Raw genomic sequence first — 17,695 nt, 5'->3', positions numbered from 1 at the left:
TGAGGATGAATGACAAAAGTTCTAATGGTCGATGATGATGCTAATATTCGCGAACTAATCCAACTTTTTTTAAAAAAAGAAGGATTCGAACTTTATGAGGCATCAGATGGTGTAATGGCATTACAACTGATGGAAAAAGTAAAGATAGATTTAGCGATCATTGATATTATGATGCCAAATATGGATGGCTGGGAATTATGCAAAGAGCTGCGGGAATTTAGTGATATTCCCATCTTAATGCTGACCGCCAAAGGGGAAACAACACAAAAGCTGAAAGGATTCGAGTTGGGAGCGGACGATTATCTAGTTAAACCCTTTGACCCAATGGAGTTAACTGCTCGAGTTAAAGCATTATTAAAACGGTATAATATAACGGCTTCGCAAACGATTACGATTAATGAATTTAAATTGAATCGAAAAACACATGAAATTTCTTTTAAAAATAAGGAATATACGATTCCGTTGAAAGAATTCGAGCTGTTGTTTAAACTAGCCAGCTATCCTGGAAAAACGTTTTCACGAGAGGTGCTCATTGAAGACATTTGGGGCTACGACTATGAAGGAGACGAACGAACGGTCGATGTTCATATTAAAAGGTTAAGAGAGCGGTTTCCAGAAAGAGAATTCCCGTTCCGGATTCAGACGATTTGGGGATTAGGCTACCGCTTTGAGGTAAAATCATGAAGATTAAGCGCTTTTTTCAACATGTATTTGGGGTTGTCTTTTTCTTTGTATTTGTCTCTTTTGGTTTTTCAGCAGGTTATTTCATTGTGTCCGGAACTTATCAATTATTCGATTTTCATACATCCGATTACCTTCGTCATATGGCATCGGTAATTACTGGTTTATTGACGATGAGCTTAGTTGGTTTTCTTATATCTTTATTCACTCGTTCAAGGCGACGCAATCTCTTTCATGAAGTACTGGATGCGTTAAGTAGGATTTCTAAAGGTGATTTTAATGTATACCTCGATTTAAAGGCTGGTAAAAGAAATCAATTCACAAGTCTGATTGACCATATTAATCATATGGCTAAGCAATTAAAGCAGTTGGAAGAGATGCGGCAGGAATTTATTTCAAATGTCTCACATGAAATTCAGTCGCCGCTGACGTCCATCATGGGTTTTGCAAGAGCACTTCAATATGGCCAGCTTTCGATTGATGAAAGAAGTCATTATCTCAGTATTATTGAAACAGAAAGCAAAAGATTATCGAAATTAAGTGATAATCTTCTAAAACTAACCTCACTAGAATCCAAGCATCATCCCTTTGAGCGACATAGCTATCGGTTAGACCAACAATTACGGACAATTATATTGGCGTGTGAACCACATTGGATTGAAAAGGAACTGGAACTGGATGTGTCCCTCGAGAAGGTCATCATCATTGCGGATGAAGATTTGATGAGCCAGGTATGGACCAATCTGATTCACAATAGTATTAAATTTACTGAAAAGCGCGGAAGTATTCGTGTCCATCTTCAGCAGGTCGATGACAAAACGATCGTGAAAATTTCCGATACGGGGATTGGCATCACGAAAAAAGATCAGATCCATATTTTTGAACGATTCTACAAAGCAGATAAGGCAAGGGACCGGTCAAAAGGCGGCAGCGGTTTAGGACTCTCCATCGTAAAAAAAATCATCGAAATGCACGAAGGAACCATCTGTGTTGACAGCGAAGAAGGGAAGGGAACCACCTTCACCATTACACTATAAAAACCATTTTTGTGTTGTTTTGGGTGTCAGGCACCGCTCGTGGACAAATGTCCACGAACGGTGCCTGACACCCTTTTTAAATTTATTGTTCTGAAATACATAGGGAAAATCATATTTATCAAAAAGCAGCGTAAAACCCCTAGCTTTAGATATGGGGATATAAGCTATATTTTTGTTCGTTTTTTTAGGATAATGCAAGTAATTTTACTATACATTCTTTGAAATTCTTTGGTATAATGGGGATATAAACAGAACGTTTGTTCTTGGCGAGGGAGGGGTGAATGAAATGTATCGATCCTATAAAATACAAATTCAGCCGGAACATGAATTGTTCGACTACTGTGAATCACTCTGTTTTAAAGCGAAAAACTTGTACAATATCACCAACTACTATATTAGACAGGTTTACACAGCTTTTTGAAATGCCTCATCCAGAGAAAGCATTCCTTCCCTATACCTTTGTAGAAGCACTGTTTAAAGTGATGAAACAAACCGATTACCTTTCTTTGCCCTCACAGTCCAATCAACAAACAATAAAAAAGGTATATGATGATTGGAAAAGTTTCTTCGAAGCCTCCAAGAAATATAAAATTAATCCTACTAACTTTTCCGGAAAGACAAAGATTCCAAAATACAAACCGAAAAATGGACGCACGACCTGTTATTTAACCAATCAAATTACCAAAATTAAAGGAAATATGCTTTCATTACCAGGAACTCCTCTTACATTAAAACTGGGAAAAATCGCACATATAGATGGTAAACTACAACAAGTGCGAATTGTCCCGTCCTATGGGCGGTATGTAATGGAAGTTGTTTTTAAAAGTGAACAGGAAAAGGAGATCAAACGATCCGAAAAACAATTAAATGAGTGGGTATTTGAGCCGAAACGAGTAATGGGTATTGATTTAGGAGTAAATAACCTTGCAACTATCATCGATAACACGGGGCTAAAGCCTCTGCTTATCAAAGGCAAATGGTTAAAATCGATCAATCAATACTATAACAAATTAAGAGCCAATTACATGAGTATCCTTCGAAATGGAAAAGGACCAAAGGAAGGGAAGTTTCACACGACAAGATTAATTTCATTAGACCGAAAAAGAAACAATCGAGTCATGGATTTTTTACATAAGGCCAGTGCAAAAGTGGTCGAGATTGCTCAAGAAAGAACCATTGATACGATCATCATAGGTAAAAATGAGGGTTGGAAGATGGAGGTTGATATGCAAAAGACTACAAAACAAACCTTCATACAAATCCCATATGCCACTTTCATAGGAATGATTCGATACAAAGCAGAACGACATGGAATTCAAGTCATTGTCCGAGAAGAAAGCTATACCTCCAAGTCTAGTTTCTTGAATCATGACCCAATTCCAACTTACGGGGAAGAGCACCAAACTAATTTTAGCGGGTATAGAAGCAGTCGAGCCTTTTACAAAATCAAAGGTTCTAAGATTTTGATCCATGCCGATGTGAATGGAGCTTTTAATATTGTCCGTAAACATACCAATGATGTCTTCGAAGGACTGGAGAGAAAACAGTTCCTCCAATCCCCACGAAAAATAATCATCAAAAAGAAAAGAAAGGCAAAGCTGAAGACCTCGGTCTGATGTAGTAGCGGGACTTGTGGTAGCCCTCGTAAAGACAATGCGGCTTTAAAGCCTATTCTTTCGAAACCCCTAGCTTCAGCTATGGGGATACTCATAGGAAGATAAGTAAGTAATTTAGGTTATCTAACAATGGAGGAATGAGCGCTCGTGCCAATTGATTGGGATGAAAAGGATAGGATTTTTCATTTGTACAATAGCAAGATTAGTTATTTGATTCAAATTGTCCATGGTAAATATCCCGCTCATTTGTATTGGGGAAAGATGGTTAAGACGCTGCATCCTTCTTCCATTCTGGCGTTTAAAGGCAGGGCTTTTTCGCCGACTACCGAACCTTCTCTTCCGCAATTTTCACTTGATACGCTACCACAGGAATATCCCGCTTTTGGGAACGGGGACTTTCGTTCGCCGGCTTATCAGATCCGTTCTGCTGACGGAACTACGGTAACGGACTTTGTCTTTGATTCTCATGAAATTTTTCAAGGGAAACATACGCTTGAGGGATTGCCGTCTGCTTATGTCGAGGATAATTCTGATGCTGAAACATTAGTGCTAACACTGGTAGATTCCATGCTTGGGATCGGGATGAATCTACATTATACAATTTATCGTGATTTTGATGTGATAACTAGATCGGTCTCCTTTGAGCATCTTGGCAGCCATGATGTGGAAATACATAAATGTATGAGTATGTCAGTCGACATTCATCAATCAGATTGGGATTGGCTGCACCTTTATGGAACATGGGGGCGTGAGCGTCACATTGAAAGGCAGCCACTTAACCACGGGATTCAAACGATTTCATCAGCTCGGGGTTCAAGCAGCCATCGACATAATCCTTTTGTTGCGCTGCTTTCAAAAGACACCAACGAAGAATATGGGGATGTATTTGGCATCAGTTTGGTCTACAGTGGGAATTTTCAAGCTTCCATCGAAGTGGATCCTTATCAAACTTCCAGACTTAGCATCGGCATAAACCCCTTTGATTTTACATGGGTGCTGCAGCCGGGGGAAACGTTTCAAACTCCTGAGGCTTTAATGGTTTATTCCTCGGACGGGCTAGGAGGAATGTCCAGGACTTATCATAAATTTCTGAGGGAAAGGGTTTGTCGAGGGGTATACCGCGACAAAACACGCCCAATTCTCATTAATAACTGGGAAGCCACCTATTTTCATTTTAATGAAAAAAAACTTATCGACCTTGCGGATGCAGCAAAAGAGTTGGGCATCGAACTGTTTGTATTGGATGATGGCTGGTTTGGGCATCGTGACAATGATAAAAGTTCGTTGGGTGATTGGTTTGTTTTTAAGAAAAAACTTCCGAATGGTTTAAACGGATTGGCTGATTATATCCAAAAAAAGGGGATGCAATTTGGGTTATGGGTCGAGCCGGAAATGGTTTCTCCTGACAGTAATTTGTATCAGAAGCATCCCGATTGGTGTATCCATGTGCCGGGACGGAACCGAACACAGTCCAGAAATCAATTAATTCTTGATTTAAGCCGGGAAGACGTATGTAATTTTTTAATCGAAACGCTGACCGAAGTCTTTAGCAGTGCTAAGATCTCCTATGTGAAATGGGATATGAATCGAAATATGACTGAGGTGGGTTCGGCTGCGCTTCCACCTCAACGGCAAAAAGAAACCGCGCACCGTTATATGCTTGGCTTGTACCGAATCCTAGAAAAACTGACCGAACGATTTCCTAAGATTTTATTTGAAAGCTGTTCCGGAGGAGGCGGTCGCTTTGATCCTGGAATGCTCTATTATATGCCGCAAACCTGGACGAGTGATGATACTGATGCTGTTGAACGGCTTAAAATTCAATACGGAACAAGTCTCATTTATCCTGCCATTACAATGGGAGCACATGTATCAGATGTGCCGAATCGCCAGGTTGGTAGAACCACACCGCTTTTAATGAGATGCCATGTGGCGATGGCTGCAAATTTGGGGTTTGAATTAAATATCGACAAGCTGAGTAGTGATGATAAGGAGGTGGTAATGGAGCAAATCAAACGATATCATCAAATCAAGGATATTGTCTGTTTTGGTGACTTATTCAGGCTGTTAAGTCCGTTTGATGGAATGGATTCGGCGTGGATGTATGTTTCACCGAATCAGGAAAGGGCTGCTGTTTTTTACTTTAAAACGTTGGCAACACCAAATCCACCGTTTTTCCGGCTGAAGTTGCGTGGGCTAAAGTCGGATGAGATATATAGAGTAAATAGGGGAGAACAGGAATATGTGGGCGATGAGCTTATGAAAATTGGATTAATGCTGCCATTGATAAAAAGAGATTTTACCTCGATTATTTACCACATTGAAGCATTCGAAAAGTAATCAAATAAAAAATACGAGCATTACCTTATATATCTCAATTAAAATTTACAATTTTGACATGCCATTTACCTGTGTAAAGAAATATTTTTGGTATATGCTTAAGTAGAAAATATAATAGCAGGCTTAGAGACTTGGAGAAAGCCATAAAAACCCTTGGGAATGATTATTACTATTCCTATGCGTTTTTATGGCTTTTTTTTGTGTAAAAATTATTCTTGTTGTAGGAATAATAGCAATCGGTATAAATAAATTTACAGATAGACTAAATCCACTTGTTGTAGGCGTCCTGATTGTGAGTATCGGTTTGAGCCTTGTTTTATAAAGCTGCCTTCCTAGGTGAAACAGAAACGAGTCTTTAGTTTATAATAGGGGCAATAGTAGTTGTTCTTGCAATAACTTCCGTAATTAGAAAGAAACCTCAGGAAAATGGTCCGGGTAGAAAAATCAGTGCATAATTTTAATTAAAGGGAGAGTTCATATATGGAAAATTACATTTTATCCTTAGATCAAGGTACAACAAGTTCACGTGCCATTCTTTTTAATAAAGAAGGAAAGATTGTTCAAGTCGCTCAGCAAGAATTTCAACAATTCTTCCCTCAACCAGGTTGGGTAGAACATAATGCAAATGAAATTTGGGGTTCGATCCTAGCGGTAATGGCTTCCTGTTTGGCAGGGGCTAACGTAATACCAGAACAAGTGGCCGGAATCGGTATTACAAACCAACGGGAAACAGCCGTTGTCTGGGATAAAGAAACAGGCCAACCGATATATCATGCGATTGTTTGGCAATCCCGCCAAACAGCATCGATTTGTGAAGAATTAAAAGCAAAAGGACATGATCAATTATTCAGGGATAAAACAGGCCTTTTAATTGATGCCTATTTCTCTGGAACAAAAGTGAAATGGATTTTAGATAATGTAGAAGGCGCAAGAGAAAAAGCAGACCGTGGAGAACTGCTTTTTGGAACAATTGATACATGGCTTATTTGGAAACTATCTGGAGGAAAAGCACATGTAACAGATTACTCCAATGCATCGAGAACATTGATGTACAATATTCATGACCTTAAATGGGATGAAGAGTTATTAGAAATTCTTTCAGTTCCTGCTTCGATGCTGCCAGAAGTACGCCCATCTTCACAAGTATACGCAGAAACAGTTGATTCCCATTTCTTTGGCTGTCATGTGCCAATTGCCGGAGTGGCAGGTGACCAGCAGGCAGCGTTATTCGGTCAGGCGTGTTATGAAAAAGGGATGGCGAAAAATACTTATGGAACTGGCTGCTTTATGTTGATGAATACTGGCGAACAAGCAGTAAAATCGGAAAACGGCTTGTTAACAACAATTGCATGGGGTATAAACGGAAAAGTGGAATATGCATTAGAAGGAAGTATCTTTGTTGCAGGGTCTGCTATCCAATGGCTTCGTGATGGGCTCCGTATGTTTAGAAGCGCTGAGGAGAGCGAGAAATTTGCCACTAGTGTAGTATCTACAGACGGTGTTTATGTCGTTCCAGCATTCGTGGGATTAGGAACACCTTATTGGGATAGTGATGTCCGTGGTTCGGTCTTTGGCTTAACTCGTGGTACAACGAAAGAGCATTTTGTTCGCGCAACGTTAGAATCCCTAGCTTATCAAACAAAGGATGTCTTAACGTCTATGGAGGCGGATTCAGGTATTTCGCTTAAAGCTTTGCGTGTAGACGGCGGCGCTGTTGCTAATAACTTCTTAATGCAATTCCAAAGCGATGTGTTAGATGTTCCAGTGGAACGTCCCGAAATAAATGAAACGACAGCATTAGGAGCTGCTTATTTAGCAGGATTAGCGATAGGTTATTGGGAAAGCCAAGAAGAAATCGCTGCTCAATGGAATATGGATCAAGCATTTACACCAAATATGGCTGAAGAGGATCGAAACAATTTATATACAGGTTGGAAAAAGGCTGTAAATGCAGCAAGGGCTTTTAAATAATTGTACTCTCTTTTTATCCCCATTGGAGGTAACCATAGTGGAAATATTAAAATTCTCGGGTTCGAATAGGAACACGATCTTAAAGAAAATGGCAGCTGAGGAATTTGATGTACTTGTCATCGGGGGGGGGATTACAGGCGCTGGAATTGCATTAGATGCCGTAACAAGGGGAATGAAAACGGCATTAGTCGAAATGCAAGATTTTGCCGCTGGGACATCAAGCCGGTCAACGAAGCTTGTTCACGGTGGTCTCAGGTATTTAAAACAATTTGAAGTGAAGATGGTCGCGGAAGTAGGGAAGGAACGGGCGATTGTTTATGAAAATGGCCCGCATGTAACTACACCAGAATGGATGCTCCTGCCAATGCATAAAGGTGGAACGTTTGGGAAATTCGGTACATCAATTGGACTACGAGTCTATGACTTTTTAGCAGGCGTAAAAAAAAGTGAGCGAAGAAAAATGCTTTCTCCGGATGATACCATTCAGAAAGAGCCTCTTATTAAAAGAGAGGGATTAAAAGGCGGCGGATATTATGTGGAATATCGGACCGATGATGCTCGGTTAACCATCGAAGTCATAAAAGAAGCGGTCGCGCATGGCGCCAAAGCAGTAAACTATTCAAAAGTGATTGAGTTTCTGTATCAAGAGGGTAAGGTGATCGGTGCAAAAGTTGAGGATCTATTAACTGGTACCGTTCATGATATTTATGCAAAACACATCATTAATGCCACTGGCCCTTGGGTCGATTCGCTCCGAGACAAAGATCAGTCATTATCTGGGAAAAAACTGCGGCTCACTAAAGGGGTCCATTTGGTGATGGATCAGTCGAGATTTCCCCTTAAACAGGCGGTGTATTTTGATACACCTGATGGCCGCATGGTATTTGCCATTCCGAGGGATGGGAAAACGTATGTGGGGACAACAGACACCTATTATGGAAACGATCCGATTCATCCGAAAATGACGGCAGATGACCGAGATTATATTATTAATGCAATTCACTATATGTTTCCAACCGTTGCTATTAAGGGGGAGGATATTGAATCAAGTTGGGCAGGGGTAAGACCACTTATTTATGAAGAAGGCAAGGATCCCTCTGAAATTTCGCGAAAAGATGAAATTTGGGTATCAAATTCTGGCATGGTTACAATCGCAGGCGGGAAACTGACCGGATACCGAAAAATGGCAGAAACAGTGGTAGACTTGATCGCTAAACAGTGCGGCGAAGCACGCCATATTGGATCTTGCCAAACAAAGCATTTACCTATTTCAGGAGGTCATATTGATGGGTCTCGTAACTTTGTTTCATTTATAGAGACCAAGGAAAAAGATGGCGAGTTAAGAGGGTTTACAAAGGACCAATACCGAAAATTAGTCCATCGCTATGGTTCCAATATTGATCGTATTTTTGAAATAGCGAAAACGTATGACCCAAATAACAAATTTGGCTTGCCGCTGGAGGTGTATGTTCAAATCGTTTATTCCCTAGAGGAAGAAATGGCAGTAAAACCAGTGGACTTTTTTATCCGTCGTACAGGAGCTTTATTTTTTGATATTCAATGGGTACATGAGTGGAAAGAAGCAATCATTGGCTTTATGGAAGATGCTCTTGGATGGACATTGGAGGAGAAAGCCGCGTTCAAAGACGAATTAGAAACCGCACTAAAGGATGCTATCCATCCGAAACCGACTGAAATGATATGAGTTTATCCGCCGTGCAGTCCTAATAAGTACACGTAACTTTTTGGAAGGATTGAAAACTAATCAAACGTTTGATTGAATAATTAATGGGCTTGGAATATATAGGGTCGCTATGTCATATTATTTACCATATCAAACGTTTGATTGTTATAAAAGTATAAAGTTACCGAAATTACCGACGACGATGAAGACGAAGACGAATGAATATAATTCCGACTTAATGCATTGGAATATTTGGTTTTCAATTTTTCCGAAAAAAAAAGAGGAGGAATTCCATGAATACTTTTCTTATCATTGTAAATGTCGCGGTGCTGCTATTACTCATGTTTGGTTTATTTACGATGCAAAAAAAGCATGTTTCTTTTTCCAAGCGTGTTTTTAGTGCGTTGGGTTTAGGAATTATATTTGGTTTTATTATTCATCTCATTTATGGTACGACACATGAAGTGACGACAGGTTCGATTGATTGGTTTAATATTGTCGGGAATGGCTATGTAAAGCTATTACAAATGGTCGTTATGCCACTCATTTTTGTTTCGATTGTCGGGGCTTTTACAAAGTTAAAGTTAACGAAGAATATAGGGAAAATCAGTTTTCTAGTGATCGGCATCCTTCTTGCAACGACGGCCGTTTCTGCCGCGGTTGGCATTGGCTCAGCTTTAGGATTTGGTCTTGACGGGGTTCAGCTAACTGAAGGAGATGCAGAAGCAGCCCGTAATGCCCAGTTAGAGGAAAGAGCCGCAGGGATCGAAAATATGACACTCCCACAACAAATCATTGAGTTAATCCCAAGCAACCCGTTTCAGGATTTAACTGGGGTCCGCGCAACATCGACGATTGCGGTGGTTATTTTTGCCGTATTTATCGGTATTGCTTACCTTGGAGTAAAGCGTAAGGACCCAGAGCATGGTGAATTTTTTGCAAAGATCATTGATACCTTCTACTCTGTTGTCATGAGGGTCGTCACACTGATTCTTCGTTTAACGCCATATGGTATCTTAGCTATCATAGCCAGGGTTACAGCAACGAGTGACTATGCGGCGATAGCAAAACTAGGTAAGTTTGTGATTGCCTCGTATGTGGCGCTCATTATTGTGTTTATTGTCCATCTTCTCCTTTTATCATTTGCGAAACTAAGTCCTATAAGTTATGTGAAAAAAGGGCTGCCAACCTTAACCTTTGCTTTCACCTCACGGACGAGTGCAGGAACCTTGCCAATGACCATTAAAACACAAACAAAGGACTTTGGTGTATCTGAAGGTATCGCCAACTTCGCGGGTTCGTTTGGGCTGACAATCGGTCAAAACGGATGTGCAGGCGTTTATCCTGCGATGTTAGCGGTGATGGTTGCTCCAGCGGCAGGTGTGGATCCAACAAGTATATCCTTTATTCTAACGCTCATTCTTGTGGTGGCGATTAGTTCGTTTGGTGTTGCTGGTGTAGGTGGCGGTGCAACCTTCGCAGCCTTAATCGTTTTATCAGTGATGAATCTCCCAATTGCGATTGTTGGTCTGCTTATTTCAGTTGAGCCTCTTATTGACATGGGACGTACAGCGCTAAATGTAAGCGGAGCGATGACATCAGGCATACTCACTAGTAAAGTAACAGGCGAGTTTGAAAACGAGGTTTACGAGCAGCCTAATATCGTCGAAGCATAAAAATCGAGAAGCAAGGTTCAAGGGCTTTTTCGCTAAGCGGAAGAGTCCTTTTTCTGTTGCAAGGGTAAAAAATACGCTGGTCTTCCATATGCTTTGAATTTAAAATACTTGAATTCAAGATAAATTAGAGGTACACTGTAAGTATAGGAAATAGTAATCGGTTTAATGGAATGTAAAATAACCATATTAATAAAAAGATTAATTTTTATAACATTCGTTTTACAAATGAATAAGGAAGGGATGAGGAGAAAATGGATAAATTTCATCAGGCACCAAATATATATGTTGGTGAGGTCAATATTAAAGTAAAAAACCTCGATTATGCGCTTACTTTTTATCAAAATATCATGGGCTTTCAAGTATTGGAGAAATCAGATCGTAAAGCAGTCTTAACAACAGACGGAAAAACCCCATTATTAACGCTAGAGCAGCCGAAAGATGTGGTTGCGAAAACAGGACGTAGTTCAGGCTTGTATCATTTTGCGATCTTGCTTCCATCGCGAGCTGATTTATCTGTCTTTTTACGGCATATGATTCAAACGGGATATCCACTCGGTGCTGCAGATCATTATGTAAGTGAGGCGTTATACCTTAACGATCCTGACGGCAATGGGATTGAAGTGTACCGAGATCGCCCTTCTTCCGAATGGAGATGGAACAACGGTTTAGTAGAAATGGCAACGGAAGAGCTTGATGGCAATGGAATTATCGCGGAGAGTGATGCCGAATGGAGCGGTCTGCCGGCTGGAACAGTTATGGGCCACATTCACCTTCACGTATCTAATTTAAAAAAAGCAGAAGAATTTTACACAAAAGGGCTTGGTTTTGAAATTGTAAGTTACTATCCACAAGCGGCATTCCTTTCCACAGGACGTTATCATCATCATATTGCTATCAACACGTGGCAAGGTGAAGGGGCAGCGACACCACCGAAAAATAGTGTCGGCTTAAATTGGTACTCACTCGTTTTCCCTGATGAGGCAGCCAGAGAGAATGCGATTAAACAGCTAAAGCAATTAGGTGCGCAAATATCGGAAGAAGCTGATTTCTTTGTAACGGAAGATCCTTCAGGAAATCAAATTCGATTAGTAATATAAATGAATGAAGGAGATATGAAGATGACGCCAGATTCCAAAGACGAACGTTCAGGTATGGAAATAGGGATCTATACATTGGGAGATTTAGTTCCGGATGGGGGAACAGGGAAGACAATCAGCGCAAGACAGCGACTTGAGGAAATTATTGAAGCAGCGAAAATGGCTGATGAGGCAGGATTAGATGTAGTTGGCGTGGGTGAGCATCACCGCCTCGACTATGCCGTGTCCGCACCGCCCGTTGTCTTGTCTGCCATTTCACAAATTACAAAGCGAATTAAACTGGCAAGTGCTACTACTGTCTTAAGTACCGTTGATCCTGTTCGGCTATTTGAGGATTTTGCGACACTTGATCTCCTGTCAAACGGACGGGCAGAAATTATTGCAGGGCGCGGGGCATTTATAGAATCTTTCCCGCTGTTCGGGTATGAGTTAGACGATTATGACCAGCTTTTTGAAGAGAACATCAAGCTCTTTCAGCAACTGAATGCACAGGAGCGAGTGACCTGGAATGGTCAATTTCGTTCTCCGTTGCAGGATGCGGAAATTGCTCCACGACCTTTACAGGGAAATATTCCATTGTGGGTAGGTGTTGGAGGAACTCCGTCAAGCGCAGCACGAGCAGGAAGATTAGGGACTAACTTAGCAATAGCGATACTTGGAGGCGAACACATTCGGTTTAAGCCGTTGGTAGATATTTACCGACAGGCCGCCAGCCAAGCAGGCCATGCCCCAGAGTCGATGAAGGTTGCAGTGACAGGTCATGCATTTATTTCGGAAACAACCCAAAAGGCAAAGGATGAGTTCTATCCGTATCATTCTAATTATTGGGGATACTTTAATCGCCAGCGTGGGATGAATACAAGAATGTCTAGAGCGGATTTTGAAGAGATGGCCGGACCAGAAACGGCTTTATTTGTTGGCAGTTCCCAGCAGATCATTGAAAAAATCCTCCAACAATACGAACTATATGGACACCAGCGGTTTATCGCCCAAATGGACATCGGCGGAATGCCCTTTAAACAAGTCGCTGAAAGCATCGAGCGATTAGCAACAGAAGTAGCACCAGTCGTAAGGAGGGAAACCAGCAAATAAGAAGGAAATAAGGTGTCAGGCACCACTCGTGAACATTTGTCCACCTGTGGTGGACTGGTGCTTTGTTGAAAAGGTCGTTTGCTGGGGAAAAAAAGACTCGGGGGATGGAGTTCCCCTGAGTCTTTGTATTATTACTATTTTTCGGATGTATCACCTTTATTATTGCTGGTGTTGTTTCCGTCATTTACTCTTTTAACACCTTTACTGACATATGGTTTGGCGCTTTTTGCTTTTTTGACACCTGCTTGCCAACGAGTCCAGCCCTTCTTGCCGGTTCCTCTGCCTGTTCCGCCTTTCCCTTTCGCACTACTCATTTAACCACTCCATTATTAATGTACGTTCTTCTAACGTCGTTGGTTAGTTTAACACAGTTCATAGTGATTTGCCCTCAAAAATATTAGTTTGTTGTTAATGATTGAAAAACCCTAAGGCAAATTTAATCCCTTCCTTAATTTCTTTTGTTTCATACCCTAATAAGTCCTCATTGGTAACTTCTAACTTGGTTCTTGCTAAGGAATAGCCGCTGTCTAATTCTATATCAAGCAGTACTTCATACCCGTTGGCTGTTTGGGTAATATCAATAATGTCGTATTCGCGGATAGCAGTCCCTGTTTCGTATTCTAAGGGCTCTAATTCTGACATGGAAACACACCTCCAAATTAAATTAGGTCGTAGCTATTATTATTTCCAACCTTGCGATTAAAATCAGGATTAGATTTATTTTCCTTATGCATTTTTAGCACTTAAAAGATACAAAACGCTTCGGGATTCCACTATGTTAAAAGGATTTTCTAGAGACATGGCGAATAATAACTTGTGGTTTATTTTTCCATATGGAGGTTATGGAGTGAATTTGGATACATTATACTTAATAGATCAAAAAGACGGTTTGGGCCTGGAGTTTAGTAAATTAGTTTCGATGATGAACGACATAATTCCAATAAAAAAACCCCCGGTTAAATTATTATTAAGGCTGTGATTGTATATGTGTTTAATCGTTTTTGCCTATAGAGTCCATCCAGTCTACAAGCTCCTTGTAGCGGCAAACCGAGATGAATTTTACGGGCGGTCTACTGCCCTTGCTCATTATTGGGAAGACAGCCCTGACATCCTTGCCGGTAGAGATTTAGAAAAAATGGGCACTTGGATGGGTGTTACCACATCTGGACGTTTTGCGGCCTTGACCAATTATCGCGACCCAAAAGAAGTAACGGAAGGAAAGCGTTCGAGAGGTGAGTTGGTGGCCGATGCCTTGAAACATAAAGGAAATATAAAGGATTATATGCAAAGTCTTGTAAAGAAAAAAGATCTGTATCCTGGCTATAACTTACTAGCAGGGGACGGAACGGAACTATATTATTATTCAAATAAAGGGCAGGAACTTCAGAAGGTGGAGCCTGGAATTTATGGAGTCAGCAACCATTTATTAAATACTGAATGGCCCAAGGTGCAAAAAGGCAAGGAAGGCATGTCCAAAATCATCAACGGGGAACAGGTCGAACTTGTAGAACGGCTTTTGAGTCTCCTCCAAAATGCAGATCAAGCTCCAGACGAACTTCTTCCGCACACGGGCGTTTCTTTAGAATGGGAAAGAATGCTTTCGCCATTGTTTATCAAAAGCGGGAACTACGGGACGAGAAGCTCGACCGTCATGTTGATGTCAGATAAAGAAATTCAATACATGGAACGAGTCTTCACTAAGGATGGCATAAGTGAGCAGCAATATAAGATTGAATTATAGAAAATTTGTAAATCTGGATGAAGGATCAAGGGAAGTTTTCTCTCTTTGATGCTTCATTTTTTATTTTCATAAAAGTGGTCGTAACTACCATCTAAAAACTCCGGAGATGTCTATGGAAATTGGAACAACTCTGGTTTATGATAAGGGAGATTTATGAAAACGATTACGAATAAAAAGGAAAAGACTTGCTGTTATGCACAAAGTGATAAGATACGAAAACCACTAGTCTTGAAGAGGGATAGGATGATCGAAGTTATTAAAAATATTACCTTAAATCTTAAGAATCAATTGTATGGAAGCTTTCGTACCAAGTTGATGCTGTTTTTCATCGTGGTGGCACTAATACCTCTCCTACTATTTGGCTATCTCTCCTATCAAAAGTCATCCACGATTGTGAATAAGCAATTTAATGATTATGAAAACTTTGCTGTATCACAGCTTGAAAAACAATTAGAAAATACGATTAATCAGATGTTTGTCGTCTCAAATGATATTCATCAATATTTATCCGACCCTACCTTAATTGTTATCAAAGAAGAGATTCCAAGAACCTATGAAGGATTCATAGAGAAAAAGAACTTTGAAAGATTCCTTGAAGCCCATAGAACTTTTAATACAAAAGGAATCTACTTAATAACGAGTTCTGGCTATTATTACGGGGGAAACCATCTTAATTCACAAAAACTGTTTCAAATGCCGTTTTGGCAGGAAGCAAGTAAAATCAAACAAGGGGAGCGATGGATTGGATTTTATGAATCTAATCATTATGACAGCAGCAAACCGCCTGAACCAATGATTGGTCTAGTATTGCCGATCCAGAGCCAATATGGCATTTTAAAAGGAAGCAAACTGTTAATTGAGACAAATGCCGAAGAGCTTTTTTCATATATTAAGTACCTTGAACGGGATGTTCACGCCTTTGTAACCATTCATAATGAAAAGAATAAAGTCCTTTACCGAACAAAAACAAAAAGGGAGCGGCTTTCAAGCGATATTGTCAGGGTGAAAAATATTGATGCCTATGGCTGGAAAATTGAAGTCCGAGTCCCTGAAAAACTGTTTTATCAATCCTCTGAGGTTATTTTTAACTATACTATGTTAGGCATTTTCTTTTTAATTATTCTCGCAATCCTACTAGCGATTGTCTTTTCAGCACCGCTTGCAAAACGAATCAGAAAGCTGAAGGAATCAATGGAACTGGTTAGTGTGGGCGAGTTGCAGACTCAGATTCATGTAAAAGAAAACGACGAAATTGGAAAATTAACAATCAGCTTTAATCAGATGGTCCAGCAAATTAAGGAATTAATTGATGAAATCGGTGAGACGGAACGGTTAAAAAGGAAAGCAGAGTTAAGGGCGTTTCATTACCAAATAAATCCCCATTTATTGTTTAATACGTTAAACTCCATTCAGTGGAAAGCAAGACTTAGTCATGCCAAGGAAGTCCAGCAAATGATTTACCATCTAACGGAGGTTCTTCATGAAAATCTCAATTTTTCTGATGAATTGATTCCATTAAAAAAAGAGCTGGCTACGATAAGCCACTATTTGAAGGTGCAGGAAATCCGTTATGGACATATGTTTGATTACAATGAAAAGGTCAGCCCAGAATGCTCCGATTATTTAATTCCCAGGTTGTCTCTACAGCCATTATTTGAAAATATTTTTTTCCATGCTTTTGAAGACGGACAGGGAATTATTGAATTAACTATTGAGGATAAATCAGACTTACTTGAACTTACCTTGAGTGATAATGGTAAAGGAATGAGTGAACAAACGGCCTTAAACTTACTTAATGAACAGTCGCCTAAGGATAAAGTCCGTGGAATAGGCGTGTTTAATGTTGATCAGCGGCTAAAGCTTCATTTTGGAAGTGAATATGGTCTTACAATAGAATCAAAACCGAAGAGTGGAACAACATTTAAAATACGCTGGCCAAAAAGGAGGATGAGCAATGATAAAAGTCATGGTAGTTGATGATGAATATATCGTCCGTAAAGGGTTAATGGCAACGGTGAATTGGAAGAAATACAATATGGAAGTAGTTGCGGATGCCTCCAATGGTCAGAAAGGCTGGGAAGTGTTTCAAGAGCATTCCCCTGAGGTAGTCATTACAGACATTGTCATGCCAGAACAAAATGGCATAGAACTGGCCCGGAAAATTAAACAAGCAGCCCCTAACACAAAAATCCTGCTATTAAGCTGCCACCGGGATTTTGAATATGCCCAAGAAGGCATTAAGTTGGGTGCTTCAGGTTATATCTTAAAAACGGCCTTTCAAGATAATGAATTTGAGGAGTATCTAAAACAATTCTCTGATGAAATAGAAAAATCACAACATAAAGAACAAGACTCTAGTCTAGCTGAAGCCGTAATAAATGAGGTTAATGAAAAATGGCCGGAACCGATTCAAAAAGCCGTTCAACTGATTACGAGAGACTTATCACAATCCCACTCTTCAGTTGATATTGCCTATGAAGTCGGCCTTAGCAGAAGTCATTTTAGTACCCTTTTTAGTAAGTCAGTTGGAGAAAGTTTCTATACATTTACGGAAAAATTAAAGCTCCATGCTGCTAGTGAATTGCTTGAAACCACTTCTCTCACTTTACAGGAAATAGGGGAGAAAGTCGGGGTACATGACGGTAAATATTTTAGTAAATGGTTTAAAAAATGTACCGGACAAACACCATCTGATTATCGTCAAACAAAAAGGAGAATCCATCCGGACAATTTTACCCCCATCCCATAAATTTCAAAGAA

General features: G+C 40.2%; 14 protein-coding genes and 1 pseudogene. 13 read left to right on the top strand and 2 right to left on the bottom strand.

Translation table 11 applies throughout. The features are described from left to right. Nucleotides 1-9: 9 nt before the first annotated feature. The 10 genes and pseudogenes from QF028_RS25610 (at nt 10) to QF028_RS25565 (ending at nt 13,194) form a co-directional block, all read left to right on the top strand. Nucleotides 10-684 (top strand): response regulator transcription factor, encoded by a 675-nt coding sequence (locus QF028_RS25610; protein WP_429470089.1) that lies wholly within the window; start codon nt 10-12, stop codon nt 682-684. Beyond that, complete coding sequence (locus QF028_RS25605; protein ID WP_429470087.1) at nt 681-1,718, top strand: sensor histidine kinase; 1,038 nt, start codon at nt 681-683, stop codon at nt 1,716-1,718. The genes QF028_RS25610 and QF028_RS25605 overlap by 4 nt, the downstream gene beginning before the upstream one ends. A gap of 281 nt (nt 1,719-1,999) precedes the next feature. Then, nucleotides 2,000-3,334 (top strand): RNA-guided endonuclease InsQ/TnpB family protein, encoded by a 1,335-nt coding sequence (locus QF028_RS25600; RefSeq protein ID WP_429470085.1) that lies wholly within the window; start codon nt 2,000-2,002, stop codon nt 3,332-3,334. Between the two features lie 147 nt (nt 3,335-3,481). After that, on the top strand, nt 3,482-5,674 hold the full coding sequence (locus tag QF028_RS25595) for an alpha-galactosidase (RefSeq protein WP_429470083.1): 2,193 nt from the start codon (nt 3,482-3,484) through the stop codon (nt 5,672-5,674). Nucleotides 5,675-5,885: 211 nt separating this feature from the next. After that, nucleotides 5,886-5,987: pseudogene (locus QF028_RS25590) on the top strand (aquaporin); the annotation flags it as partial. A 167-nt stretch (nt 5,988-6,154) separates the two neighbouring features. Further along, nucleotides 6,155-7,645: a glycerol kinase GlpK gene (gene glpK, locus QF028_RS25585; RefSeq protein WP_429470081.1), complete on the top strand. Its 1,491-nt coding sequence runs from the start codon at nt 6,155-6,157 to the stop codon at nt 7,643-7,645. An 88-nt stretch (nt 7,646-7,733) separates the two neighbouring features. Beyond that, nucleotides 7,734-9,350 (top strand): glycerol-3-phosphate dehydrogenase/oxidase, encoded by a 1,617-nt coding sequence (locus tag QF028_RS25580; protein WP_429472541.1) that lies wholly within the window; start codon nt 7,734-7,736, stop codon nt 9,348-9,350. Nucleotides 9,351-9,622: 272 nt separating this feature from the next. Further along, complete coding sequence (locus QF028_RS25575; RefSeq protein WP_429470079.1) at nt 9,623-11,005, top strand: L-cystine transporter; 1,383 nt, start codon at nt 9,623-9,625, stop codon at nt 11,003-11,005. A gap of 251 nt (nt 11,006-11,256) precedes the next feature. Next, nucleotides 11,257-12,102: a VOC family protein gene (locus QF028_RS25570; protein ID WP_429470077.1), complete on the top strand. Its 846-nt coding sequence runs from the start codon at nt 11,257-11,259 to the stop codon at nt 12,100-12,102. Between the two features lie 21 nt (nt 12,103-12,123). After that, the gene (locus QF028_RS25565; RefSeq protein WP_429470075.1) at nt 12,124-13,194 is read left to right on the top strand and encodes an LLM class flavin-dependent oxidoreductase; all 1,071 of its coding nucleotides are present in this window, start codon (nt 12,124-12,126) and stop codon (nt 13,192-13,194) included. A gap of 134 nt (nt 13,195-13,328) precedes the next feature. Here QF028_RS25565 and QF028_RS25560 read toward each other — a convergent pair whose 3' ends face one another. Further along, nucleotides 13,329-13,508, bottom strand: coding sequence for a DUF3934 family protein (locus tag QF028_RS25560; protein ID WP_429470073.1), 180 nt, complete (start codon nt 13,506-13,508; stop codon nt 13,329-13,331). A gap of 94 nt (nt 13,509-13,602) precedes the next feature. After that, complete coding sequence (locus QF028_RS25555; protein WP_429470071.1) at nt 13,603-13,836, bottom strand: hypothetical protein; 234 nt, start codon at nt 13,834-13,836, stop codon at nt 13,603-13,605. Nucleotides 13,837-14,179: 343 nt separating this feature from the next. On the opposite strand from QF028_RS25555, the gene QF028_RS25550 reads away from it, so the two are divergent. From QF028_RS25550 to QF028_RS25540, 3 genes are all read left to right on the top strand, one after another. Further along, a complete protein-coding gene (locus QF028_RS25550) occupies nt 14,180-14,935 on the top strand; it encodes an NRDE family protein (RefSeq protein ID WP_429470069.1) in 756 nt (251 codons plus the stop codon). A gap of 153 nt (nt 14,936-15,088) precedes the next feature. Further along, the gene (locus QF028_RS25545) at nt 15,089-16,912 is read left to right on the top strand and encodes a sensor histidine kinase (RefSeq protein ID WP_429470067.1); all 1,824 of its coding nucleotides are present in this window, start codon (nt 15,089-15,091) and stop codon (nt 16,910-16,912) included. Then, nucleotides 16,890-17,684 (top strand): response regulator transcription factor, encoded by a 795-nt coding sequence (locus QF028_RS25540; protein ID WP_429470065.1) that lies wholly within the window; start codon nt 16,890-16,892, stop codon nt 17,682-17,684. The genes QF028_RS25545 and QF028_RS25540 overlap by 23 nt, the downstream gene beginning before the upstream one ends. Nucleotides 17,685-17,695: the final 11 nt, after the last annotated feature.

It is taken from the genome of Neobacillus sp. B4I6 (assembly GCF_050434045.1).
Lineage (GTDB): Bacteria > Bacillota > Bacilli > Bacillales > Cytobacillaceae > Neobacillus.
This window is presented reverse-complemented; position numbering and strand designations above follow the sequence as displayed.